Origin of the sequence: Pedobacter sp. GR22-6, assembly GCF_037402555.1 — a bacterium.
Taxonomy (GTDB): domain Bacteria; phylum Bacteroidota; class Bacteroidia; order Sphingobacteriales; family Sphingobacteriaceae; genus Pedobacter.
This window is the reverse complement of the sequence record NZ_JBBEUC010000005.1, coordinates 219,634-242,255: the sequence shown is the minus strand read 5'-3', so window position 1 is coordinate 242,255 and position 22,622 is coordinate 219,634. Positions and strand designations below refer to the sequence as shown.

21 protein-coding genes are annotated in these 22,622 nt (G+C 42.2%); 3 read left to right on the top strand and 18 right to left on the bottom strand.

The features are described 5' to 3' along the window. Nucleotides 1-5 precede the first annotated feature (5 nt). The 3 genes from WAE59_RS21745 to WAE59_RS21735 are packed head-to-tail and all read right to left on the bottom strand — an operon-like array spanning nucleotide 6 to nucleotide 2,381. Complete coding sequence (locus WAE59_RS21745; RefSeq protein WP_337858099.1) at nucleotides 6-1,310, bottom strand: hypothetical protein; 1,305 nt, start codon at nucleotides 1,308-1,310, stop codon at nucleotides 6-8. Continuing rightward, entirely contained in the window at nucleotides 1,307-1,834 is a 528-nt protein-coding gene (locus WAE59_RS21740) for a hypothetical protein (protein WP_337858098.1), read from the bottom strand. The genes WAE59_RS21745 and WAE59_RS21740 overlap by 4 nt, the downstream gene beginning before the upstream one ends. A gap of 1 nt (nucleotide 1,835) precedes the next feature. Beyond that, complete coding sequence (locus WAE59_RS21735) at nucleotides 1,836-2,381, bottom strand: RNA polymerase sigma factor (RefSeq protein ID WP_337858097.1); 546 nt, start codon at nucleotides 2,379-2,381, stop codon at nucleotides 1,836-1,838. A 146-nt stretch (nucleotides 2,382-2,527) separates the two neighbouring features. Here WAE59_RS21735 and aspS point away from each other — a divergent pair, with 146 nt between their 5' ends. Beyond that, on the top strand, nucleotides 2,528-4,282 hold the full coding sequence (gene aspS / locus WAE59_RS21730) for an aspartate--tRNA ligase (protein WP_337858096.1): 1,755 nt from the start codon (nucleotides 2,528-2,530) through the stop codon (nucleotides 4,280-4,282). Between the two features lie 60 nt (nucleotides 4,283-4,342). Here the strand turns inward: aspS and WAE59_RS21725 are convergent, their stop codons facing one another. The 9 genes from WAE59_RS21725 to WAE59_RS21685 form a co-directional block, all read right to left on the bottom strand. Then, nucleotides 4,343-4,789, bottom strand: a complete 447-nt coding sequence (locus tag WAE59_RS21725) for a hypothetical protein (RefSeq protein WP_337858095.1) — start codon at nucleotides 4,787-4,789, stop codon at nucleotides 4,343-4,345. Then, nucleotides 4,767-5,150, bottom strand: coding sequence for a phage holin family protein (locus tag WAE59_RS21720; RefSeq protein ID WP_337858094.1), 384 nt, complete (start codon nucleotides 5,148-5,150; stop codon nucleotides 4,767-4,769). Before WAE59_RS21720 ends, WAE59_RS21725 begins: the two co-directional genes overlap by 23 nt. A 20-nt stretch (nucleotides 5,151-5,170) precedes the next feature. Then, nucleotides 5,171-5,437 (bottom strand): YtxH domain-containing protein, encoded by a 267-nt coding sequence (locus WAE59_RS21715; RefSeq protein ID WP_337858093.1) that lies wholly within the window; start codon nucleotides 5,435-5,437, stop codon nucleotides 5,171-5,173. 54 nt (nucleotides 5,438-5,491) lie between these two features. Next, complete coding sequence (locus tag WAE59_RS21710; RefSeq protein ID WP_337858092.1) at nucleotides 5,492-6,544, bottom strand: AI-2E family transporter; 1,053 nt, start codon at nucleotides 6,542-6,544, stop codon at nucleotides 5,492-5,494. A gap of 11 nt (nucleotides 6,545-6,555) precedes the next feature. Further along, nucleotides 6,556-8,004, bottom strand: coding sequence for a hybrid sensor histidine kinase/response regulator (locus WAE59_RS21705; protein WP_337858091.1), 1,449 nt, complete (start codon nucleotides 8,002-8,004; stop codon nucleotides 6,556-6,558). An 8-nt stretch (nucleotides 8,005-8,012) separates the two neighbouring features. Further along, on the bottom strand, nucleotides 8,013-9,578 hold the full coding sequence (locus WAE59_RS21700) for a sensor histidine kinase (protein WP_337858090.1): 1,566 nt from the start codon (nucleotides 9,576-9,578) through the stop codon (nucleotides 8,013-8,015). A 66-nt stretch (nucleotides 9,579-9,644) separates the two neighbouring features. Further along, nucleotides 9,645-11,045, bottom strand: a complete 1,401-nt coding sequence (locus WAE59_RS21695; protein ID WP_337858089.1) for a sigma-54-dependent transcriptional regulator — start codon at nucleotides 11,043-11,045, stop codon at nucleotides 9,645-9,647. 189 nt (nucleotides 11,046-11,234) lie between these two features. Then, on the bottom strand, nucleotides 11,235-12,011 hold the full coding sequence (locus tag WAE59_RS21690) for an enoyl-CoA hydratase/isomerase family protein (RefSeq protein WP_337858088.1): 777 nt from the start codon (nucleotides 12,009-12,011) through the stop codon (nucleotides 11,235-11,237). Between the two features lie 3 nt (nucleotides 12,012-12,014). Continuing rightward, complete coding sequence (locus WAE59_RS21685) at nucleotides 12,015-12,434, bottom strand: cobalamin B12-binding domain-containing protein (protein ID WP_337858087.1); 420 nt, start codon at nucleotides 12,432-12,434, stop codon at nucleotides 12,015-12,017. Nucleotides 12,435-12,514: 80 nt separating this feature from the next. Between WAE59_RS21685 and WAE59_RS21680 the strand changes: the two genes are divergently transcribed. Continuing rightward, nucleotides 12,515-14,176, top strand: a complete 1,662-nt coding sequence (locus WAE59_RS21680) for a glutamine--tRNA ligase/YqeY domain fusion protein (RefSeq protein ID WP_337858086.1) — start codon at nucleotides 12,515-12,517, stop codon at nucleotides 14,174-14,176. A gap of 28 nt (nucleotides 14,177-14,204) precedes the next feature. Here WAE59_RS21680 and WAE59_RS21675 read toward each other — a convergent pair whose 3' ends face one another. Beyond that, complete coding sequence (locus tag WAE59_RS21675) at nucleotides 14,205-15,038, bottom strand: N-acetylmuramoyl-L-alanine amidase (RefSeq protein WP_337858085.1); 834 nt, start codon at nucleotides 15,036-15,038, stop codon at nucleotides 14,205-14,207. Nucleotides 15,039-15,154: 116 nt separating this feature from the next. On the opposite strand from WAE59_RS21675, the gene WAE59_RS21670 reads away from it, so the two are divergent. Continuing rightward, a complete protein-coding gene (locus WAE59_RS21670) occupies nucleotides 15,155-16,831 on the top strand; it encodes a dipeptidyl-peptidase 3 family protein (RefSeq protein ID WP_337858084.1) in 1,677 nt (558 codons plus the stop codon). 53 nt (nucleotides 16,832-16,884) lie between these two features. Here the strand turns inward: WAE59_RS21670 and WAE59_RS21665 are convergent, their stop codons facing one another. The 5 genes from WAE59_RS21665 to WAE59_RS21645 are packed head-to-tail and all read right to left on the bottom strand — an operon-like array spanning nucleotide 16,885 to nucleotide 22,620. Then, entirely contained in the window at nucleotides 16,885-17,253 is a 369-nt protein-coding gene (locus WAE59_RS21665; protein ID WP_337858083.1) for a response regulator, read from the bottom strand. A 15-nt stretch (nucleotides 17,254-17,268) separates the two neighbouring features. Then, nucleotides 17,269-17,835 carry a chemotaxis protein CheB gene (locus WAE59_RS21660; protein WP_337858082.1) on the bottom strand — a complete coding sequence of 189 codons (567 nt, stop codon included), beginning with the start codon at nucleotides 17,833-17,835 and terminating at the stop codon, nucleotides 17,269-17,271. Next, on the bottom strand, nucleotides 17,832-18,653 hold the full coding sequence (locus WAE59_RS21655) for a CheR family methyltransferase (protein ID WP_337858081.1): 822 nt from the start codon (nucleotides 18,651-18,653) through the stop codon (nucleotides 17,832-17,834). The genes WAE59_RS21660 and WAE59_RS21655 overlap by 4 nt, the downstream gene beginning before the upstream one ends. A 1-nt stretch (nucleotide 18,654) precedes the next feature. Next, nucleotides 18,655-19,020, bottom strand: coding sequence for a response regulator (locus WAE59_RS21650; protein ID WP_337858080.1), 366 nt, complete (start codon nucleotides 19,018-19,020; stop codon nucleotides 18,655-18,657). Between the two features lie 3 nt (nucleotides 19,021-19,023). Beyond that, entirely contained in the window at nucleotides 19,024-22,620 is a 3,597-nt protein-coding gene (locus tag WAE59_RS21645) for a response regulator (RefSeq protein ID WP_337858079.1), read from the bottom strand. Nucleotides 22,621-22,622 lie beyond the last annotated feature (2 nt).

Sequence of the window (22,622 nt, the reverse complement as noted above, 5' to 3'; positions counted from 1 at the left end):
CTTTTTTATCTAAACAGTACGGAACCATAATCAGACTTGATTTTTACAAGTCCTGTTCCTCCATTTCCTATCCTGCCGGTATAATTTTTTGAGGTTGAATTGCGATCTCCCAAAAGCTGTGCTGAAATCTGATCTCCGTACTTGAATGGGGCATAACTCGTCTTTACATCAAAATCTGCATTGAAACCTCCCGCAAATCCGACATTGATCGCCAGGTAATTTCCATCTATCTGTAGTGACCTGCACTGGGCACCAACTTCATCTATGCTGAGTTTGTTGTATTGCATGTCTATATTGCCATTGCCTTTTAACGAACCGATCGTTACGGACGTGTATTGTGTATTCAGGTCAAGCCCACTTACCGTTCCCAGGCTGAGGTTACTGTATTGCTGGTTGATGCGTGCGTTTGCCTTAACGGTGTTTATTGTCGCATTGGCATATTGAATATTAAGATCCAGTTGTTCAGTCGTACCGATAGTCAAGCCTGAACCGTATTGCTGCTTGATCAATGCCATTCCTCGGATTGTGTTGATGCTCACTGCAGCGTATTGTGCATCAAGATCCAGATTCGATACAGTACCAATAGTCAATCCGGAGCCATATTGGTGCTTGATTACTGCTTTATTGATACGCTGAATATCTGTCTTACCATACTGTACGGAGATATAATTGTTGTTGCTCTTTAAGTTGGTTGCCGAAAAATTGCCATACTGCACTTTGGCATACAATGCTCCTGTCAGATCTTCCAGGGAAACATTGCCGTAATTCTGCGATAAGGTAAGGGAATTTGAAACAGGCATATAAACGATATAATCTACTTTCACTTCCACCCTGCCGCGTTTCCTGGTTAGCCCCAGATTCACCTGATTGATCTTCGTCTTAAAAACAACCTGATCTCCCTGCTTCCCAGCCTCAATGTTCACTCCATCTAAAAGTTTCTGGGCATCAGTATCGGAGTTACCATAGGCTTTGATACTCACTTCAACCTTCACTTCCTTCTTTTCCCAGGTCTTGATTTGCATCGATCCGTACTCATTGCTGAGCACAACTTTATCGTTAGCTGTAGCAGGGTAAGTACGGCTGAAAATTTTTAATTTCTGCGGGCCGTCTAAATTCACCTGATCGGCCTTCAGAACCGCAAGATTTACATCCAGATTAAGGTTTACTTTGGCAAGAACGTTCTCCAACCGTTGCATCCCCAACTCTATTTGACGCTCAATGGCCCGCTCATCAATATTGACCTCCACATGCTGCGCAAAAGCTCCGTTCATGGTGAAAAGTAAAAATAATAGTATGGTTAAAGCTCTCATATACTGTTCTCTTTTTTATACTGGTCTACCTCGTTGATGATCGATAGCTGCTGATTGATAATTTGAAGTTGTATCTCCAGGTTTCTGACCATGGCTTTTACTACTATTTTTTTGTTTGGGCTGGTTTGCAGTTCTTCTTTAAGTCTGGTATAATCCGCAGCCAGGTCATTCAGATCCTGACTAAACTTCTTATACAGATCAGGGTTGCTTGTGGCAAACACCATTAGGCTATCTTTTTTCTCTTCGATCAGTGTCGCAAATTTCATCTCCTTTTTTGCATATGAAGGATTGATGTCCGCGATATCCAGTTCCCTTGTCCTGTTACGATAGGTATATATAAAAATAAACGTGATGATCACGGTGAAGGATGCTGCTATACTGAACCAAAACGGCACCCTTAAAGGCTTTTTTAGGCGGTCCTGCTCCAGGCCGATTTCAATTCTGCTCCATAAATCTCCTGGTGGGGACGCGACATCAAACGCTTTCTTATTTGCTTTGATATACTCTTCTAAGTTATTGCTCATCTCATGCTCCTCTCTTTGCTAATAAGCTATTTAATTTCACTTTGGCCCTCATGTACTGTGATCTTGAGGTATTTTCTGATATTTTCAAAATGTGGGCAATTTCTTCATGATCATAACCCTCAAATAAATACAAGGTCAACACAACACGGTATCCGTCTGGCAGTTTCGAAACCGCGTCCCTAATTTCATTCACCTTCATCTCCAGATCATCAAAAGGCACTGTTTCCTCGGCTGCAACATCAATACCATCTATGCTGATAAATTCGGCTTTGCGTTTCCTGAGTTGATTGATTGATTTGTTGATCACGATCTGCTTTAACCAAAGACCAAAAGTAGTTTCCCCTCTAAAACTATCTATCCGGGTAAATGCATCTAAAAATGCCTCCTGTAATACATCCTCTGCCTCCGCCTCCTGGGCCAGAATCCTCAAAGCAACATTATACATCGCTTTCGCGTACAACTTGTAAATCTCAAATTGTGCTTTCCTGTTGGCCTTACGACATTCTTCTACCAGGTGAAGGTGCTTATCTATGTATACTGCTTCCAATGATCTTTGTATTCGTTATATAGGACAATGAGGAATCTGAAACGTTGCATATCTGTTTGATTTTTTTTCAATGTCCCATTAAAATCTCCATAGCCTGAAATATGTGGTTCAAAATCAATATTTTTGCCGCTTAATTATTATTAATAATGCTAAGAACAACTACTTGCGGCGCTTTGACCATCGATAACCTGGGAGAAAATGTGATCCTATGCGGCTGGGTACAGAAATCCAGAGATCTTGGAGGAATGACCTTTATTGATATTCGTGACAGATATGGAATCACCCAATTGGTTTTCAATATGGATGACAACCGCGAATTATGCGAAGCAGCACGCAACCTGGGCCGAGAGTTTGTAATCAAAGCCAGCGGTCTTGTCGTAGAACGCTCCAACAAGAACCTGAAAATGCCAACAGGGGAAGTGGAAATCAAGATCACTGCGCTTGAGGTATTGAATGCAGCCAAATTACCTCCCTTTTTAATTGATGATGAAACCGACGGCGGCGACGATCTTCGGATGAAATACCGTTACCTGGATTTACGCAGAAATCCTGTACGCAATAATATGGTCTTACGCCATAAAATGGCCCAGGCTGTAAGACGTTATCTGGATGGACTGGACTTTATCGAAGTAGAAACTCCTGTCCTGATCAAATCGACACCTGAGGGTGCACGTGATTTCGTAGTACCAAGCCGAATGAATGCAGGCGAATTTTATGCCCTGCCACAATCTCCACAGACTTTCAAGCAACTGCTGATGGTTTCTGGTTTTGACCGGTATTTCCAGATCGTTAAATGTTTCAGGGACGAAGATCTAAGGGCCGACAGGCAACCAGAGTTTACACAGATTGATTGTGAAATGTCATTCATTGAACAGGAAGATATTCTGAACACTTTTGAAGGACTGATCCGAACCCTCTTCAAAGATATCAAAGGAATAGACCTCCCTGAGGTACCGAGAATGCAGTATTCCGACGCGATGCGCTTATACGGATCTGATAAACCGGATACCCGCTTCGATATGCAGTTCGTTGAATTGAATGACATTGTAAAGGGCAAAGATTTCCCTGTATTTGACAATGCTGAACTCATTATCGGCATCAACGCTAAAGGCTGTGCGGGCTATACCCGTAAACAGGTAGATGAACTGACAGATTTCATCAAGCGTCCTCAAATCGGGGCAACAGGCTTAATTTATTTAAGACACAATGAAGATGGTTCGCTGAAATCATCCGTTGATAAGTTTTACAACGAAGATGAACTGAAGAAATGGTCTGCCGCATTCCAAACTCAGCCAGGAGATCTCGTTCTCGTGATGGCAGGAGGGCAGGATAAAGTGCGCAAACAACTGAGCGAACTGCGCCTGGAAATGGGCACACGTCTCGGACTGCGCGACAGGAATACTTTTAGTGCACTTTGGGTCCTCGACTTTCCTTTGTTGGAATGGGATGAGGAAACGGAACGCTATCATGCCATGCACCACCCCTTTACCTCACCTAAACCGGAGGATATAGCCTTACTGGATACCAAACCCGGTGAAGTGCGGGCCAATGCTTACGACATGGTCGTTAATGGAACTGAAATTGGCGGTGGCTCTATTCGTATCCACGACAGGACGCTTCAGGCCTTAATGTTTAAACATCTCGGTTTTTCTGCTGAAGAAGCTCAAAAACAGTTTGGATTCCTGATGGATGCTTTTGAATTTGGTGCTCCGCCACATGGTGGAATCGCATTTGGTTTTGATAGGCTTTGCTCTATTTTTGCCGGTTTAGACAGCATCAGAGACGTCATCGCATTCCCTAAGAATAATTCTGGCCGTGACGTAATGATAGACAGTCCTTCTACTATTGACGAGAAACAACTGACAGAGCTGAAGATCAGGTCTACTGCAGAGCCAAAATAGGAATCAATTCACTACTAATACAAAAAAGAGCATCGTCGGTTGGCGATGCTCTTTTTTGTATTAATAGGTTTCACTATCGGGTGGTATGCCATAATCCACATACCCCACAGGTTTGTCTTTTTTCTTTTTAGGCCCAAACCAGGACTTAACCGAATTAAAAATAGCAGAAAGATGTTCAGCATCCAGGGTCTTGCCTACCTTTCCTGAAGCTAATCCAACCAAAGCTTTTGTAATAAATCCAGAACCACGGAATACAGTATTATTCATGATCAGAGGTAAGACCAGGGACATGATGCTGCTACTAATATTCAGCTTATCATCTACTTTTAAAAATGAAGAAGGTGTTGCATACTTCTTGATCAGATTTCCGACCGTAAATTGCTTAAGATAGGTTTTACCATCATTTACCAATGCTTCCGCCTGGAGATCGCTTTCCAACTTTAGCGAACAGACCATTGCATGGAGCTCGTCCAGGTTATTGATGTTATATTTTCTGATCTTCTTCATCCTTATCTGCAAGTTTGTTAAAGTAGTTTCTAATCGTAAAGTTAATAATGGCCTTCTCGATATATTTATCTTTCGTATAATACACGATCATTGCCAGGAGGGCATATATGAGTGCCACACAACCAAAACCTCTGGTGAAGCTCCCCAATACATCTGACAGGAAAAGCGCTAACGTAACGGTTCCGAAAAGAAAAGCAAGGATAAAACAAATGACAACCACAGCATTCGTCACTATGTCTGCAAATATTTTAGACACTTTCTCTACCAGATAAAGCCGCATATACTCTACCTTGGTATCCAGGTAGCTTCTTGCATCTTCGTAAAGATCTTCGATCCCTTTTTCTTTATTGTTTTCCTGCATGATATCGTTGGTTATCGTGCCTAAGCGTGTTCAGTGTCGTCAACAAATTCCTCTTCAGTCTGTTGAATTTTACTTTTCACAGAACTCACCACTTTATCTTTAAAACTAGCCAGGTTATTAATTTCATCCGCAGCCCTGTCTTTAATAGAGTCTCCAAGATCTTTTAATGATTGACTCAATTTATCTCTTGTCTCACTTCCTTTATCAGGAGCAAACAGCAATCCCAGTGCCGCGCCTGCAGCTAAACCGGCTAAAAGTCCTATCAATACTTTTGAATTATCGTTCATGGCATTTAATTTTTATGTTTATTACTTAATTTCTTTTTCATGGAACTTATACCATCATAACTCTCCCTGATCGGAAATTGTTTTAATTCTCTCCAATCTTTCAGAGGCTAATGAGCTCGTTTCATATATTTTGATCAATAATACGAAATAAGATAATAATAACGGACCAAAGACCAATCCTAAAATTCCAAACAAAGGGATGCCAATAACTACACCAATTACAGTGATGATCGGATGAATATTTCCAACTTTTTTAGCGATCATAAACCTAAGGACATTATCTATGTTTATGATGACTATAAAACCAAAGATCAACATGGCCCATCCAGCAAAATTATTTCCGTTGGCAATCTGCATCAGCGCAGCCGGAACAAATACCACTGGCGGCCCAAGAACTGGCACAAAAGAGATAAAGGTAGTGATCACTCCCCAAAAAACGGGGTCAGTATAACCCAGAACATAAAAAGACAATCCGACAAGAGAGCCTTGCACCAGGGCAATAAAACCTTGTCCCAAAACATTGGCATAAGTAGTATTCCGCATTTCCTCTGCAAAGCGCTGTGCATTTTGTGAACGGAACGGTGCATATTTCAACAATGCTGCCTCAAATTTTTCCTTTTCCACTAACATGAAATACAGTAAAAAATACATAAGTAAGAGCCCCAAAATGATATTGAATGCTCCTGAAATAAGAGAAGGGAAGAGATCCGTCGCCCAGGTTCCTGCCTTCTTCATTCCTTCCTCCACCATATTCTGGAAATCACCACCAATAGGAATCAGGTGCTTGACCTTAAACAGCATATCCTTAAAATAGCTTGGATCGTTTTGCAATTCGGCAATCTTATCAATCACCATACTGCTCAGGGCATAAAAAGGAAGGATAATGACAATAACTGAGATGAACAATAACAATATGGCCGAGAAGCTTCTGTTCATTTTTTTATCGTCTACCAGGTACATATAAGCAGGACGCAGGATGGTATATAGAACCAGGGTACTAAGAATGGAACCAAAGATCCCTTGCAGTGAATAAGCGATCAAACATCCAAGAGCGATGATGATGATCAAATTAATGGTATTCCGCTGCTTATAGGTAAATAATGACATACAATATTAATTTAAGACCATAATGAAATCTCATTCTCTATGGGGAGCTGCAACACAAAACTTCCATTGCTGACCCTAAGGTTTCCATTGTGTGTGGTCAACACCCGCTGCGCATGGGTCAGACCAAGGCCATTTGCACGCTTTTTCGTGGTAAAAAAAGGCTCAAATATTTGATCCTGATATTTCGGATCTACCCCCGGACCGTTGTCCGCAATACTGATCTCATACCTGTCCTGGCTCAGGGCACCGGAAATATGGATGAGCTTGGGATATTGTTGCATGGCCTCTACCGCATTCTTAACGATGCTCCTCAGAACGTCCTTAATCTTTAATTTATCCAGTAATATCTTTTTATCAAGCCTAAACAAGTCCAGGCTCAATTTGATATGGTGGCCAACCAGCAAATCTTCCATTTCTGAAATAGATTCCTCTATCAATTCCGCAATATCACAGCGCTGCAGATTCAGCGTTTTAGTCTCAGTACTGGAAATAAAATTTTGCATCAGACCAGTTACGCGGTCACAATTGCCTTTGATGATCTCCAGATATGCCTGTACAGATTCATTTTCAGAGATCTCCTCTTGTGATGCAAGTTCATCCAGCACAAGATTGATCGCCGTGAGCGGATCGCGGATCTCCTGGCCCAGCCCCTTTGCAATATGTTCCGAAATGGCCATTTTCCCCAAAGTAACCGATTGGTCCTCTATACCCTTTCTATAACTCAGGTCCCTGATGATGGTATGGTAAACCTCGGTAAAATTGATCAGATCCATTTGTATGAAAGAGGAGATGCTGCAATAATAAACCCCTCCATTTTTTGAGACCAATTCACACTCAAAATCCCTCAAAGAGCCACTGCCTTCCAACAGTTCACGAAAACGTTCACGTTCTGCGGCATTATGAAATAGATCCTTATCAGTCAAAGTCATAAACTCCGATCTTTCGTAACCGAAAAACTTTAATCCTCCATTGTTGATATCATGGATGCGTCCGGAATAATCGGAAACCAGAATGGGATCGTTGGCCTGCTCAAATATTGTTTTATACTTGCGCTCACTATCCTTCAGTGCTTTAAGTGTATTGGCTTGCTTGAGCGAATAACGAATACTTCTATCGACCAGCGAAGGCTCAATCCTATCTTTGATCAGGTAATCCGCCGCCCCACTATCCATCGCCTGCTGATCTATACTAATGTCGCCATTACCCGTAAGCATTATGATTGGTTGTTCACATCCGGAACGAATGGCCTCATTGAGCAAATCGATACCAGTGCCCTTACCCAGCCTATAGTCAACCAGATACACATCAAATTGCCTCTTCAGAATCGCACTGATGCCTTTATCATAACTGTTTACCCAAGATAAAGAATAACTATCCGCGAGTTGATCAAATATACCCTTAGTGAGGATGTAATCATCTTCATCATCGTCAATTAATAAAACCAATATTTCTTGTTTCATTCTCTAATTCATTTTGATTGCTTCAACGGTAAAATCACGCTGAATGTCGTTCCTTTTCCTTGTTCACTGAAGGCAGAAATAAACCCGGAATGATTTGATACAATTTTTTTGCATATGGCCAGTCCAATGCCCGTACCCTCATAGTCAGATCTGGAATGGAGCCGATGAAAAATATCAAATATCCGTTCTGCATCCTGTTTTTCAAATCCAATTCCATTGTCCGACACCTCAATAACACCATACCACTGATTTTGGTTGACTTCAGGTAGACCAAGTGTCATGCCATTTACTTTCTTTCCGGTAATACTGATAATTGGATCAATACCTGCGGCGGTAAATTTAAGTGCATTTCCGATTAAATTCTGAAATAATTGACTCAGTTGACTCTCGATGCCTTCAACCTCCAGTTCAAGGGACAGATGTATCGTAGCTTTTTTTTGTTCAATGTAAAAATCTAAATCTTTTAAAGTTCTTTGCAGAAGATTGGCCAGATTGATCTTTGCAAAATGCCGGGGCTCCCTTGTAGCCTTCGAAAAAGTGAGCAGATCATCGATCAGTTTGCGCATTCGCTCCGAAGCCTTGCGCATCCGTTCTATGTAGTCTACAGCTTCTTCGTCCAGTCCTACGAAGCTTTTTTTCATCAAACGTTCACCAAAAGCCTGGATCTTCCGCAAAGGCTCCTGCAAATCATGGGAGGCAACATAAGCAAATTGCTCCAGATCCTGATTCGAGCGGTTCAGTTCGATCACTTTTTCTTCCAATTGCACTTGGGCTTCCCTCAATTCCGTAACATCTTGTGTTGTACCAATATAAGCATAGCGGTCATCCAGCCCAATTTTTTTATACTCAGCAATGGAAAGTACGTGGCGGATCTCGCCTGAAGGCCTGATGATCCTATAATTGATTTTAAAAGCATTTTTTTGCTGCCCGGCCTGACTGAAGCTTTCTAAAAAATGCGCCAGGTCATCTTCATGCACAAGACTCCGGTAGAATCGTAGGTTAATGAACACCGAATGAGGCAGAAATCCATGAATAATGTACATTTCATCAGACCACAACATAAACTCCTTTCCATCGGCGAGTTCCCAGCTTCCATTATGAGAAACAGCCTCAGCTTCCCTAAGCAAAGACTCATTTACTTTTAATTTTAAAACTGCATCCTTTAATTCTGTGATATCTTGTATGGTACCTACAATTTTATGGTCTTTGCTTACATAACTTCCCTGCCCTAAAATGTATTTTCTGGTACCGGAAGGTAGTGCCACCTGATATTCCACCGCAAAGGACGTCCTGTTAACTACAGCAGCCGCCAGCTCTTTAGCTACCTTTTCGCGATATTCAGGAATAATAATTTCTTCATTAAGCGCTGAATCCGGTAAAAAATTATTTGAACTGAAACCATAAATCCGGTATAGTTCTTCAGACCACCTTACCGATTGGTTGCCGAGATCAATCTCCCAGCTTCCAAGGTTTGAGGTCCGTTCTACCAGCTCAGCAAGCTCAGCCTTGTCTCTCAACAATCTATTCTCGGCGATCAGGCCGGCCATTTCATTCCTCGAGTTTCTGAGCGACATAGTCCGGCTGATAAGGCAAAAAGCCAGTATCAGGCACCCAACGGAAACAAGGACTGAAAACAACACTTATGTATCCAAATTAATCGCTTTCATTTTATTGTATAACGTTTTTCGGTCTATGTTTAAGATCTTGGCGGCTTTGGTTTTATTAAAATTCACTTCCCGTAAAACCTTTAAAATCGCCTCATACTCCGCTTCCAGAGCGGCATTCTTTAAATCTCTGGGCTTCTCAATTTTTGAGATGGAATTCTCTATTGCTGAAGCCTTCGCATAGGTTGAAATTTCCAAAGGCAAAGCTTTCAGCTGAATTTCCTGGGATTCCGTAAGCAATGTCGCTCTTCGTACCACATTTTTCAATTCTCTCACATTACCCGGCCAGTTATACGTCAGGAAGCAATCTTCCACTTCCTGAGAGAAGCCCTGCACATTACGTCCAAGCTCCTGGTTTGCAACCCCCAGAAATGTTGTTGCAAAAACCATAATATCACTTCCCCGTTGACTCAATGGCGGAAGATTGATCGAAAATTCATTAAACCTGTGGTATAAATCTTCTCTAAACCTGCCCTTTTGGATCGCATTGGCCAGGTTCTCGTTGGTCGCAACAATAATCCTCACATCCAGATCGATCTCTTTGGTGCTCCCGATGCGTTTGATTTTACGCTCCTGAACTGTCCGAAGTAGCGCGGCTTGGATCTCATAAGATAGATTACCTACCTCATCCAGAAATAAAGTTCCTCCATTAGCCATTTCGAAATGGCCGATTTTTGTATATAAAGCTCCAGTGAAGGACCCTTTCTCATGTCCAAAAAATTCGCTGCCTGCGAGTTCCTTCGTCAGGGATCCGCAATCCATAGCCACAAAAGGACCATCTTTTCTGGGGCTGTTTAAGTGAATGGCTTTGGCTACAGATTCTTTTCCTGTGCCGCTTTCCCCGGTTAAAATAACACTGTAGGCCGTCGGCGCAACCAGCTGAATCTGTTTCAGCAGCTCCCTTGAAGCTCCACTTTGACCAGCGACAAAATTTTCGGCAGGACTATATGCCGGCTTGACGGCCTTTTGCTTAGGAGCTTCCTGAGCCCCCTCTCGTTTGTCGACATTCAGCGCAATTTGCGTGTCAATTGCTTTGTTGATCGTATTTAATATTTCGTCCGGATAAAGTGGCTTGGTAATGTAATCATAAGCGCCCAGCTTGATCAACTCGACAGCAAGTTTAATATCGGAATATCCGGTAATTATAATCACACCGGTACTTGGATATTTTTCCTTAATCTTAATGAGAATTTCTTTACCATCGGTATCTTCCAGCCGGTAATCACACAATACCAGATCATAACTTTCTTTTGCCAGGTAATCCATTGCAATGACTCCGCTTGTGGCAGTAGATACAATAAAAGAATTTCGGGTCAAAAACCTGGAGAGTAACAGACCGATGTTTACTTCATCGTCAACAATCAATATTTTTCTCATAACAATAGCATTAGCGCGAATTCATGAAATAAATATAGCTAGTTTTTTTATAATGGGAAATTTTTTCTACACTTTCATGATAAAATACCCAAAAAATACGTTTAAAACCAAAAAAAATGACGACAACAAATAACTGTGCCAAAAATTCCACAAATTCCTGAAAATTGCTAAACCTTGTCTGCCAGCACTTTACTTACCTGAAAAAGCTGGCTTCCTTTTTTCGAGAAAGGCCGCAGTTCCCTCGTTGAAATCGTCTGTTCCAAAACACCGTCCAAATTCAGTAATCTCGATTTCAAACCCGTTTTGATCCAGGGCAGCATTAATTGCTCTTATGGCGCTGGATATGGCCAGTGGGGCCCTCTGAATGATCTGAGCCAGCAGATCTTCTGCTTTACCAAGCAATTGAGACTGAGGAACAACATGATTGACTAGTCCGATTTTTTCGGCCTGAACCGCAGAGATCATCTCCGCAGAAAGAATCATTTCAATTGCCTTTCCCTTACCGACCAGCTGGGTTAAACGCTGGGTGCCGCCATATCCCGGAATTAAACCCAGGGTAACCTCAGGAAGACCCAATTTAGCGTTTTCCGAAGCGATCCGGATGTGACAAGCCATTGCCAGCTCCAAACCGCCCCCCAGGGCAAATCCATTAATAGCGGCAAGAAAAGGTTTCGCCGATTTTTCGATGGCATCAAAAACAGAGGCCTGGCCTGTCCTTGCCAATTCCTCACCTTCCTCCACACCAAAATCTTTAAATTCAGAAATATCTGCTCCAGCTACAAAAGCTTTTTCTCCCGCCCCGGTCAACAACACTGCACGAACATTTTCATTCTGCTGTACTCCAGCAACTACCTCTGCCAGTTCTTTTAATGTTTCCTTATTCAATGCGTTTAATTTACGCTCACGGTTGATGGTTACATAAAGTACCTGTCCTTTCAGTTCCGATAAAATATTTTGATAAGTCATGATCTAAAAATTTCTATGTTGAGTTACCCAATTCTCGATATAAGCGACAATGCTAGCCATGGTAGCACCAGGAGCAAACAATTCACCGACACCCAGCTCTTTCAGCTTTTTCATATCTGCTTCCGGAATGATTCCGCCACCAGTTATAAGCACATCTGTCATCCCCTTCATTTTCATGATTTCTACAATTTTAGGGAAAACCGTCATATGTGCGCCTGATAAAATAGAAACCCCTATAGCATCAACATCCTCTTGAAGGGCTGTATTCACCACCATTTCAGGACTCTGTCGCAATCCGGTATAGATTACCTCCATCCCCGCATCCCTGAGTGAAGTCGCAATCACTTTCGCGCCGCGATCATGTCCGTCCAGTCCAACTTTAGCTACTAAAACACGGATTGGTCTCTTTAAAGTGCTGCTCATAATTTATACTAATAGTATAGGGTAAATGTAAGTAAATTAGCGGTTTTATGTTAACTTTGAGCACTAAAATTACAGTTTTTATGAGTGAGGAAAGATCATTGAACTTTATCGAAGAGATCATTGAGAACGATTTAAATAGCGGAAAATACGACACATTAATTACCCGTTTTCCACCTGAACCGAATGGCTATCTGCATATCGGTCATGCTAAGGCAATATGCCTGAACTTTGGCTTGACCCAGAAATATGGAGGATATACCAACCTCAGGTTTGATGACACCAATCCGGTTACTGAAAAAACGGAATACGTCGACAGTCAGCAACATGACATCAAATGGCTCGGCTTTCAATGGAAGAACGAACTGTACACTTCTGATTATTTCGATACGCTGTATGACTATGCAGTAACGCTGATAAAAAAAGACCTTGCTTATGTAGACCATAGCACCGCGGAAGAGATTGCATTGCTCAAAGGAACCCCAACTGAAGCAGGAAAAGATAGTCCATATAGAAACCGGACAATAGCAGAAAACCTGGACCTGTTCAGCCGAATGAAAAACGGGGAATTTGAGGACGGTGCCTGTACGCTACGCGCAAAAATTGATATGGCCAGCACCAATATGCTGATGAGGGATCCAATTATTTACAGGATCAAGCATGCTGCACACCACCGTACGGGTGATAAATGGTGTATTTACCCGATGTACGATTTTGCACACGGACAAAGCGATAGCATAGAAACCATTACGCACTCTATTTGCACCCTGGAATATGTTGCGCACCGTGAACTTTATGACTGGCTAATCGAGAAACTGGAAATCTTTCCTTCCAGGCAATATGAATTTGCACGTCTGAACTTGTCATATACTGTAATGAGCAAACGCAAACTGCTTCAACTGGTTAATGATGGCGTAGTAAGTGGATGGGACGATCCTCGCATGCCAACAATCAGTGGACTCAGGAGAAGAGGATATACACCTGAAAGTATCCGCGAATTCTGTGAGCGAATCGGGATCGCCAAAAGAGAAAATCTCATTGAACTTAGCCTATTGGAATTCTGCGTGAGGGAACACCTGAATAAAACAGCCAACAGAGTCATGGCTGTATTGGATCCGATCAAATTGATCATCAATAATTATCCTCAGGGACAAGAAGAAGTCCTGATCGGAGAAAACAATCCTGAAGCAGAAGATAAGGGTGGAAACCGGGAAATCCCATTCAGTAACGAGCTATGGATAGAGCGTGAGGACTTCATGGAAGAGCCTGCTAAAAAATGGTTCAGACTAGCTCCAGGAGCTATGGTACGACTAAAACATGCTTATATCGTAAAGTGCGAAAATTTCATTAAAGATTCCGAAGGCAATGTTACTGAGATTCACTGCAGTTACATCCCTGAATCGAAAAGTGGTGAGGATACCAGTGGAATCAATGTCAAAGGTACAATACACTGGGTGAGTAGTAAACACGCTAAAAAAGCAGAAATACGGACTTATGACCGCCTGTTTAGTGTCGAATCACCAGATTCTGAAGAAGGGGACTTTAAAGATTACTTAAACCCAAACAGCATTGAAGTCATTCAAGAGGCTTATATAGAACCATACCTGGCCGGAGCAGATAAAAATGCACGTTACCAGTTCATCAGAAAAGGTTACTACTGCCTCGACAAAGATTCAACGACCGATCATTTGGTTTTCAATCGGACAGTTGGACTGAAAGATGCCTGGGCAAAGACAAATAAATAATAAAAGGGGCTTAGGCCCCTTTTATTATTTACATATATTTCTTGTATAAATTAAACAAAATCAATTTATCCGCTGGCTTTAATTCCTGACTGATGTCGTTTTGCACAAAGTGAATTTTAAAGGCTTCTATCGCCGCCCGGGGGTTTTTAATGTCATAGCCAATGATCCGAAGTGCTGCCATCGCATCAAAATCAGCAGGAGGCATTTTCAATACCGCATCATACCACAAGCCAAAACCTTTGTCGGCCAGCTTTTTCCATGGGAAGTTTTTAGGATCATTCTTGCGCCCTGGTGCAATGTCTGCATGCCCGATAAAATTAGCAACAGGTATGTTATAGCGCTTTTTTAAGTCGGTCAATACTTTGACCAGGGCGTCGATCTGCACATCTGAAAAAGGCTCAGCTCCGTTATTATCGATCTCTATCCCTATTGAAGAAGAGTTCAGATCTGTTTCATTTCCCCATTTACTTACACCGGCATGATTGGCCCTCAGGTAATCATTTACCAGTTGGAAGATCTTTCCGTCTCTGCCAATCAGATAATGTGAACTCACCCCCTCTTTCTTACGTGTAAAAACTTTAATCGTCAGATCGGAAGAAGTCTGTGCAGTATGGTGTAAAACCACAAAATTTGGTTTACGGATTCCAAAATTAACCGACCCAACCCACTCTTGTTGGTCCGCAGGTGCCGACGTGACCTGCTGGTCCACCGGAGGCATTGACTTAATGATCTCCGCATAACTTTTGGCCTGACCTTTATAGATCTTATTTGTAGCAGCGTATTTACCTGACCCACAGGCGCTGAAAAGCAGAAGTAAACCGATTGCAACTGTTTTTAATTGATGTTTTTTGGGGTGTTCCATATGAATAGATAGCAAGGTGTGAAATTACTATTTTTTACTATTTTAGCCGCAATTAAATCCATAATGGATCCTAGGTGTTTGAATACATAGGAACTACTGATAAAACTACCTTGAATATGAAATACATTCACAAAGCGACTCTTTTTATTGCTGGATGCTCAATCATCTCCGGAATTGCCGCTTGTACCAATCCACGTGAAAACAGCGCAAAAACAACTGCGACAGTAGCAGAAGATAGCCTTCAAAAATATGTAGATGAGCGCCTTGCAATATACGAAACGGTGAAGCTTAGTACAAATCTCAATGAGCTTAGCCCTAACGAGCGTAAGATTCTTCCGCTACTGATCCAGGCCGCGAAAATTATGGACGAACTCTTCTGGAAGCAAGCTTATCCTCAAAGGGACAGCCTCCTGAATACTGTAAAGGACGAAAAAACGAAATCTTTTATATGGATTAATTATGGCCCATGGGACCGGCTGAATGGAGATAAGCCTTTTGTAGCTGGGATCGGAACTAAACCAGAAGCAGCAACCTTTTATCCATCTGACATGACCAAAACGGAATTGGAGAAGTCAGCCATAAAAGATAAATTGGGACTGTATTCCGTTGTTAAAAGAGATAGTAGCGGTAAGTTAACTACTATACCATACCACGTCCTATACGCGGAAGAGCTACAGAAAGCCTCCAGTTTACTCAAACAGGCTGCAATCCTGGCAGAAGACCCAGGATTTAAAAAATACCTCAATCTACGGGCAGATGCATTGGTTACTGATCAATATACAGCGAGTGATTACGCCTGGCTTGATATGAAAGACAATACACTGGATATCATCCTGGGGCCTATTGAAAATTATGAAGATAAGTTATTCAATGCCAGGGCATCCTATGAAGCCTACGTGCTGGTAAAGGATAAAATCTGGAGTAAACGCCTGGCTAAATACGTCAGTATGCTTCCGGAACTACAAAAAGGATTACCTGTGCCTCCAAAATATAAAGCTGAAAAGCCCGGTACAGATTCCGAACTCAATGCATATGACGTCGTATACTATGCCGGAGATTGCAATGCCGGTTCAAAAACTATAGCTGTAAATCTGCCGAATGATGAAATCATCCAACAGAAAAAAGGTACCAGACGTTCTCAGCTTAAAAACGCAATGAAAGCAAAGTTCGATAAAATACTCATTCCTATTTCCAAGGAGCTTATCGATCCGGAGCAACAGCAATACATCAACTTCGACGCCTTCTTTGCTAATGTAATGTTCCATGAAGTAGCACACGGACTCGGTATAAAGAATACAGTCACAGGAAAGGGTTTTGTAAAAGAAGCACTACAGGAACAGTATTCATGGCTAGAGGAAGGTAAAGCGGATGTATTAGGCCTTTACATGGTCACAGGCTTACTAAAAAAGGGTGAGTTGAGTGGAGACATCAAACAGTTCTATACTACCTATATGGCAGGGATTTTGCGCTCAGTAAGATTCGGTGCAGCGAGTGCACACGGAAAAGCGAACATGCAGTGCTTTAACTTCTTTCAACAGGAAGGAGCCTTTGTCCGCAATTCCAATGGAACCTATAAGGTAGATTTCAGCAAATTTGAGGGGGCTATGAATAAATTGGGTGCAATGATTCTTACTTTACAAGGCAACGGAGATAAAGCTGCAGTAGAAAAGGCTCAAAAAGAAAATGCCGTAATCACCCCGGAATTACAGACTGACCTGGATAAACTCACCAAAAAAGGCATCCCTGTAGATATCGTATTCGAACAGGGGGTCGATGTCCTGGGTGTAAAATAATAAAAATATTAAAAAGCGGATCTCATCGGAACTCCGCTTTTTTTAGTTCAATATCAATTGGAAATATACTTTACAACAATGCTTTCCAGTTCCTGGATATCAAAAGGTTTAGACAAATAATCATCCGCTCCGGCTTGCTCAGCCAGTGTTTTCACATCATTATTTGCAGAAAAGTAAATCACAGGGATGTGTTTCAGGGTATCGTCGCTCTTTAATGACCTTGTGGCATCAATACCACCAACATCCGGCAGCCAGTTATCCATAAATATAATATCCGGCATATAAGCCGATACTTGTCCGATAATATCATTAGAGGTAACCGAGGTTTTGATCTCGTATCCCGCATCTTCAAGGATAATCGTGCACAATTCCAGGATATCCGGGTTATCATCAAATACAAATACTTTTTTGTTCCTATCCATTTAATCAGGTATTAATTAAGCCAATAAATTTATAAATTCTCCCATATCTTCGATGTTCAAAATATGGTCTATGTCCACATGGAGTTTTGCCTGAGCCGGCATATAAGGTACTTGAGCGGAATCTGGGTTCTGAATTAATGCGTTACCAGACCAGGATTTTACACTTTTCAGGCCATTTACCCCATCTGAGTTTGATCCAGACAGTAAAAGACAGTAGAGGTGATTTCTATAAACCTCCGCCGCGGTCTGAAAAGTCACATCAATTGCGGGCCTGGAATAGTTGATCTTTTCAGAATAATCCAGGGAAAATGTCTTATCCCGCTCAATGAGCAGGTGATAATCTGAGGGTGCAATATACACTGTACCACCTTTGATAGGCTCTTTTTCATCTACTTCTTTCACTACCAGTTTAGTCCTGCTGGAAAGCAGGTCTGTAAGCAATGAATCGGTACCGTGCTTCCTGTGGATAACAATAATAATAGGAAAAGGGATGGTAGCATCAACCTTGGGGAGCAACCGTAGTAATACATCCAGGCTTCCAGCAGAGCCTCCTATTATAAATGCTTCACACTTTGTCATCATACAACCTTTCGCCAAATTTTTTCTGCGTCTAAACGCCGGTATCTGTTTGCAATATGCGAGAAATTCAATGTTTCCTTCGTTCCTAAAGCCAAATAACCAAGTGCTTCCAGGCTCTCATCAAAAAGATTTAAGACCTTATGCTGCAAATCCCGATCAAAATAGATCAATACATTTCTGCATAAAATCAGCTGAAATTCATTGAATGAATGATCAGACACCAGATTATGGGTAGAGAATATGATCTTATGCTTCAGCTCCTCGTCAAACTTGGCCAATGAGTAGTTTGCAGTATAATAGCTCGAAAAATCTTTTGTGCCACCGGACAAAATATAGTTTTCTGAATATTGCTTCATCTGACTCAGGGCAAACATACTCTGTGCTGCCTTTTCTAAAACCGCAGGATTCAGGTCCGTTGCGTAAATCAATGATTTGTGCAACAGATTAAGCTCCTTCAGCAATATCGAAATGGAATATGCCTCTTCTCCTGTCGAACAGCCGGCCAACCATATTCTGATGAAGGGATAAGTCCCCAATTTAGGCAAGACCTCTTCTCTTAGTTTTTTAAAGAACTCAGGATCTCGGAACATCTCCGTCACATTAACCGTGATCTGCTCTACAAAACGCTTAAAGTAGATCTGATCATTATTGATCCGGTATCTGAATTCTGCAAAACTCACGGCTTTATCTAATCCATACAATCTAATGATCCGTCGTTTTAAAGAAGCTCTGGAATAACCGGTAAAATCATAGCCATATTGTTCCAGCAGATCTGATAAAAGAACTTCTACCTGTTCGTCATTAATTACGGGTATTTCCAATTTAAATATATTTTTTTAGTAAACCCGTCAGCTCCTCCACATTGATTGGCTTGGACACATAAGCCGCTGCTCCTGCACTAAGACATCTTTCTTTGTCTCCTACCATAGCCTGTGCCGTGACAGCGATCACCGGAATATGTTTCAACTCTGGTATTTTTCCTATCTCAGCCATCGCCTGATAACCATCCATTCCAGGCATCATCATATCCATCAATACAACAGCGATATCTTCATCTTGTTTTAACAGGTCTATCCCCTCCTCAGCACCAGAAGCAGCCAGACAGAGGTACCCCTTAGCCCTCAAGACAGCCTTCAGAGCAAAAATATTCCTGTTATCATCGTCAATTATTAAAACCTTAGCCGTCATGTGTTATACCTTATCGTAAAGCCAAACCCGCAACAGAGAGATCAGCTGATCAATATCTACTGGCTTCGAAATATAATCCGAGGCGCCTGCTGCTATACATTTTTCGCGGTCTCCCATCATTGCCTTAGCTGTAACGGCCAGGACAGGCAATTGTTTGTAGCCGGGCATTTTCCGGATCTCTTTCGTACTCTCATAACCATCCATTTCCGGCATCATCATGTCCATCAACACAATATCCACTAAAGGGTTATCCTTAAGGATTTGCAAGGCCTCTTTACCATCTGTAGCTGCCAGCACTTTCATTTTGTGCTGCTCTAAGGCTTTAGTCAGGGAAAAGATATTTCTGACGTCATCATCAGCAATCAGCACAGTCTTATTGTTCAATACCTCGTAAAGCCCGCCAAGTTGCTCAGACGATGGCTTTTTCTTCCCGTCCACCTCCTTAGCTTCCACCAAATGAAGGAACAACCCCGCCTCGTCTAATATACGCTGGTAAGAATGTGCTGTTTTCACCACAATAGAGTCTGCATACTGCTTGATTTTATTTTCCTCCCCCTTAGATAAATTTTTACCGGTAAATATGATGATCGGCAAGTTTTCCAGCCCCTCACTTTTTTTGATGGTCTCCAGGGTCTCATAAGCATTTTTCGCAGGAATCCCCATATCCAGGATCACACAATCCACTTCTTTTTTATGTAATGCACCAATGCTCTGCCCCACGTTATTGACGACTTCAGTATTGATATTATAATTGCTTAAAAAGTAACTGAGGGCTTCTGCATGCTGCTTATTCTCCTCTACGATCAATACTTTTTTTGGATGCCGGCTCAGTGCGTACTCCAGTTTCTGAAAGATCTGTTGCATGTGCTCTAAAGCCACGGGTTTATTGATGAAATCAACAGCACCTTTAAGCAAACTTTCTTTTTTCACCTCCATAGACGACATGATGTGTACTGGGATTGGTCTGGTTTCCGGATTGGATTTTAACTCTTCCATTACCTGCCAGCCATCCTTTACCGGCAGTTGGATATCCAGCAATATAGCTAGGGGTTTATAATGATTGGCCATTTCTATGCCTACATCACCCCGAACAGCTACAATCCCCTTATAACCTCGTTTTCTGGTAAAATTTAGCAAAGTCTTTGCAAATGCAGTATCATCTTCCACGATCAGGATGATCTTGTCGCCCTGATTGATGTTGCTTCTGTCATCCTCCAGCTCCTGGGGAATGCGGTCTACCGTAAACCGCTCCGGAACGATTACCCTGGCTTTTTCAGTTGGAGCAGTTACCTCAAATGCTACAGCATCCTGCTCAAAAGTCTTTTGCTCAACTGCTCCACGATCCAGTGGAAGGGACAATGTAAATTCACTCCCTACATTTTCTTTACTGACGAGGGCAATTTCTCCACCCAGTAACTTCGCCAATTCCCGGCTGATAGAGAGCCCAAGACCTGTTCCTCCAAACTTACGCCTGGTCGAACCATCTGCCTGCTGAAATGCTTCGAAGATCAATCCTAGTTTATCATTTGCAATACCGATGCCAGTATCAGTTACCTTAAACAGTACTGCTTTTCCATTTTCACTTCTCCTCACCGTAAGGGATACCCGTCCTTGCTCAGTGAATTTTACGGCATTAGACAATAGGTTTTTAAGGATTTGCTCCAGCCGCATCTTATCCGTATTGATCGACTGAATATTATCATCCACATCGATCACCAGGCTAAGGGCCTTATTATTTGCCAGAGGGTTAAATAGCGACCTCATATCCGTCACCACCTCATTAACGTTTACCTCAGCAAACTCCAGCTTCATTTTACCGGCCTCAATCTTAGATAAATCCAAAATCTCGTCAATTAAGCCAAGCAGTCCTTGTCCGGAACTCTGGATCACTTCGGCATATTCGATATATTCCTTATCCAGATCTTTATTTTCAGACATTAATTTCGATAAAAGTAAGATCGAATTTAATGGTGTCCGTAATTCATGAGACATATTCGCCAGAAATTCAGATTTATATTTCGTACTCTGTTCCAATTGCTCGGCTTTCTGCTGGATATCCAAATTACGCTCCTGAATCAACTGGTTCTTTTCTTCCAGTAAACTTGTACGTTCTTCCAGCTCCTGATTACTTTGAAGCAACTCCTCCTGCTGTACCCTGAGCTCTTCTTCAGAAGTCTGTATTTTTTGGGTCTGGGCCTCCAATTCTGCATTTAAGCCCTCCAGCTCACTATGCTGCGCCTGCAGCTCTTCAGACTGCGCTTGGGTTTCTTCCAATAATTCCTGCAGCTTTCTCCTATTCTGGGCTACATGAATCGCGATGCCGATATTAGTGGCAATACCGCTCAGGAACTCCAGGTGTATTGGGGAATAAGGGGTCAGAGATCCAAACTCCATCACTCCGGCAACCTCATTATTCCTCAGAATCGGGACAGCAACAATATTTCTTGGTCTTGTACTGCCGGCCGCATAACTTACTGTCATTTCTCCTTCAGGTATATCCTCAATCAGGATTTGTTTCCCTGACTTAAACACCTGCCCTGCCACGCCTTCACCGATCGCCAGATTGCTGTTCTTGAAATCTTTGGGAAGAGAATACCCTCCTTCCAAATGCAGCTTTTTATCTTCTCCAATAAGATAGAAAGCAGCAACCACACTGTTGGTATGCTGAATTATATTTTCCAGAATGTCATTAGCGAGCTCAGCAACGCTTTTCTCACCGACCATCTTGTCGTTGAGGTTTGCAATACCCGATTGGAGCCATTCCTTATCTGCAAGCAGGGAAAAAGAATACTGCAGGGAATCGGCCATCGTATTCAATGAACCGGCAAGGCTTCCAAGACCATCCTTTGTTTCCTCATCTAACCTGATCTGGTAATCTCCATTAGAGATTTGCCCGGCAATGCCCTGAATGACTTCTATTCTGTGGTCTATTTCATCATTCTTTTGCTGTAATTCCCTTTGAAGTGCAAGTCGCTTGCTAAAATCCGAAGAAACCTTTCTATAGAAGAAAATAGTAATCAAAATCGCCAGCGCCGCGGCAATCAGGATCAATACCGGTGTATAGCTGGCAAAAAGGTTCATGCTTTCTGTTCTTTCTTCCAGCAATCGTTTTTCTTCAGCCTGCATTTTATTGACCAAAGCCCTTGCGTTATCCATGTAAGACTTTCCATTGAGCAGCTCGGCTACACTCACATTTCCTCCCCTCGTCCTAATGCCAATGGTCTGTTCCAAAACAATGAGCCTTCCCTCCACCACCTCCTGCAATTCTTTTACATTTTTCTGCTGGAACGGATTGTCCCTGGTTTCCAGGGTAATTTTATTGATCAATTCCAAAGCCTTTTCCCGCGCACCTTCATAAGGTTCTAAAAAGACTTTGTCTCCGGTCAGCAGGTATCCGCGCTGACCGGTTTCTGCATCTTTCAGCGTAGACATCACCTCATCCAGACCACTTTTTACCTGATTACTGTGGGCGACCATATCTGCGCTGCTGATCAGGTTGCTGATACTCATGTAAGAAGCAAAGGAACTGATAAAAAGGATCAGCATAGAAAGCCCGAGACCGATACGCAGATTATTCCTTAAAGTTTTTGTTTGGTTCATAA

Coding starts and splice junctions, on each gene's coding strand:
- WAE59_RS21715 (WP_337858093.1), bottom strand. CDS start 5,437: ATGAACGATAATTCAAAAGTATTGATAGGACTTTTAGCCGGTTTAGCT.
- WAE59_RS21740 (WP_337858098.1), bottom strand. CDS start 1,834: ATGAGCAATAACTTAGAAGAGTATATCAAAGCAAATAAGAAAGCGTTT.
- WAE59_RS21725 (WP_337858095.1), bottom strand. CDS start 4,789: ATGAAGAAGATCAGAAAATATAACATCAATAACCTGGACGAGCTCCAT.
- WAE59_RS21705 (WP_337858091.1), bottom strand. CDS start 8,004: ATGAAACAAGAAATATTGGTTTTATTAATTGACGATGATGAAGATGAT.
- WAE59_RS21665 (WP_337858083.1), bottom strand. CDS start 17,253: ATGGATAGGAACAAAAAAGTATTTGTATTTGATGATAACCCGGATATC.
- WAE59_RS21675 (WP_337858085.1), bottom strand. CDS start 15,038: ATGGAACACCCCAAAAAACATCAATTAAAAACAGTTGCAATCGGTTTA.
- aspS (WP_337858096.1), top strand. CDS start 2,528: ATGCTAAGAACAACTACTTGCGGCGCTTTGACCATCGATAACCTGGGA.
- WAE59_RS21700 (WP_337858090.1), bottom strand. CDS start 9,578: ATGTCGCTCAGAAACTCGAGGAATGAAATGGCCGGCCTGATCGCCGAG.
- WAE59_RS21660 (WP_337858082.1), bottom strand. CDS start 17,835: ATGATGACAAAGTGTGAAGCATTTATAATAGGAGGCTCTGCTGGAAGC.
- WAE59_RS21670 (WP_337858084.1), top strand. CDS start 15,155: ATGAAATACATTCACAAAGCGACTCTTTTTATTGCTGGATGCTCAATC.
- WAE59_RS21680 (WP_337858086.1), top strand. CDS start 12,515: ATGAGTGAGGAAAGATCATTGAACTTTATCGAAGAGATCATTGAGAAC.
- WAE59_RS21720 (WP_337858094.1), bottom strand. CDS start 5,150: ATGCAGGAAAACAATAAAGAAAAAGGGATCGAAGATCTTTACGAAGAT.
- WAE59_RS21695 (WP_337858089.1), bottom strand. CDS start 11,045: ATGAGAAAAATATTGATTGTTGACGATGAAGTAAACATCGGTCTGTTA.
- WAE59_RS21685 (WP_337858087.1), bottom strand. CDS start 12,434: ATGAGCAGCACTTTAAAGAGACCAATCCGTGTTTTAGTAGCTAAAGTT.
- WAE59_RS21710 (WP_337858092.1), bottom strand. CDS start 6,544: ATGTCATTATTTACCTATAAGCAGCGGAATACCATTAATTTGATCATC.
- WAE59_RS21745 (WP_337858099.1), bottom strand. CDS start 1,310: ATGAGAGCTTTAACCATACTATTATTTTTACTTTTCACCATGAACGGA.
- WAE59_RS21690 (WP_337858088.1), bottom strand. CDS start 12,011: ATGACTTATCAAAATATTTTATCGGAACTGAAAGGACAGGTACTTTAT.
- WAE59_RS21650 (WP_337858080.1), bottom strand. CDS start 19,020: ATGACGGCTAAGGTTTTAATAATTGACGATGATAACAGGAATATTTTT.
- WAE59_RS21645 (WP_337858079.1), bottom strand. CDS start 22,620: ATGAACCAAACAAAAACTTTAAGGAATAATCTGCGTATCGGTCTCGGG.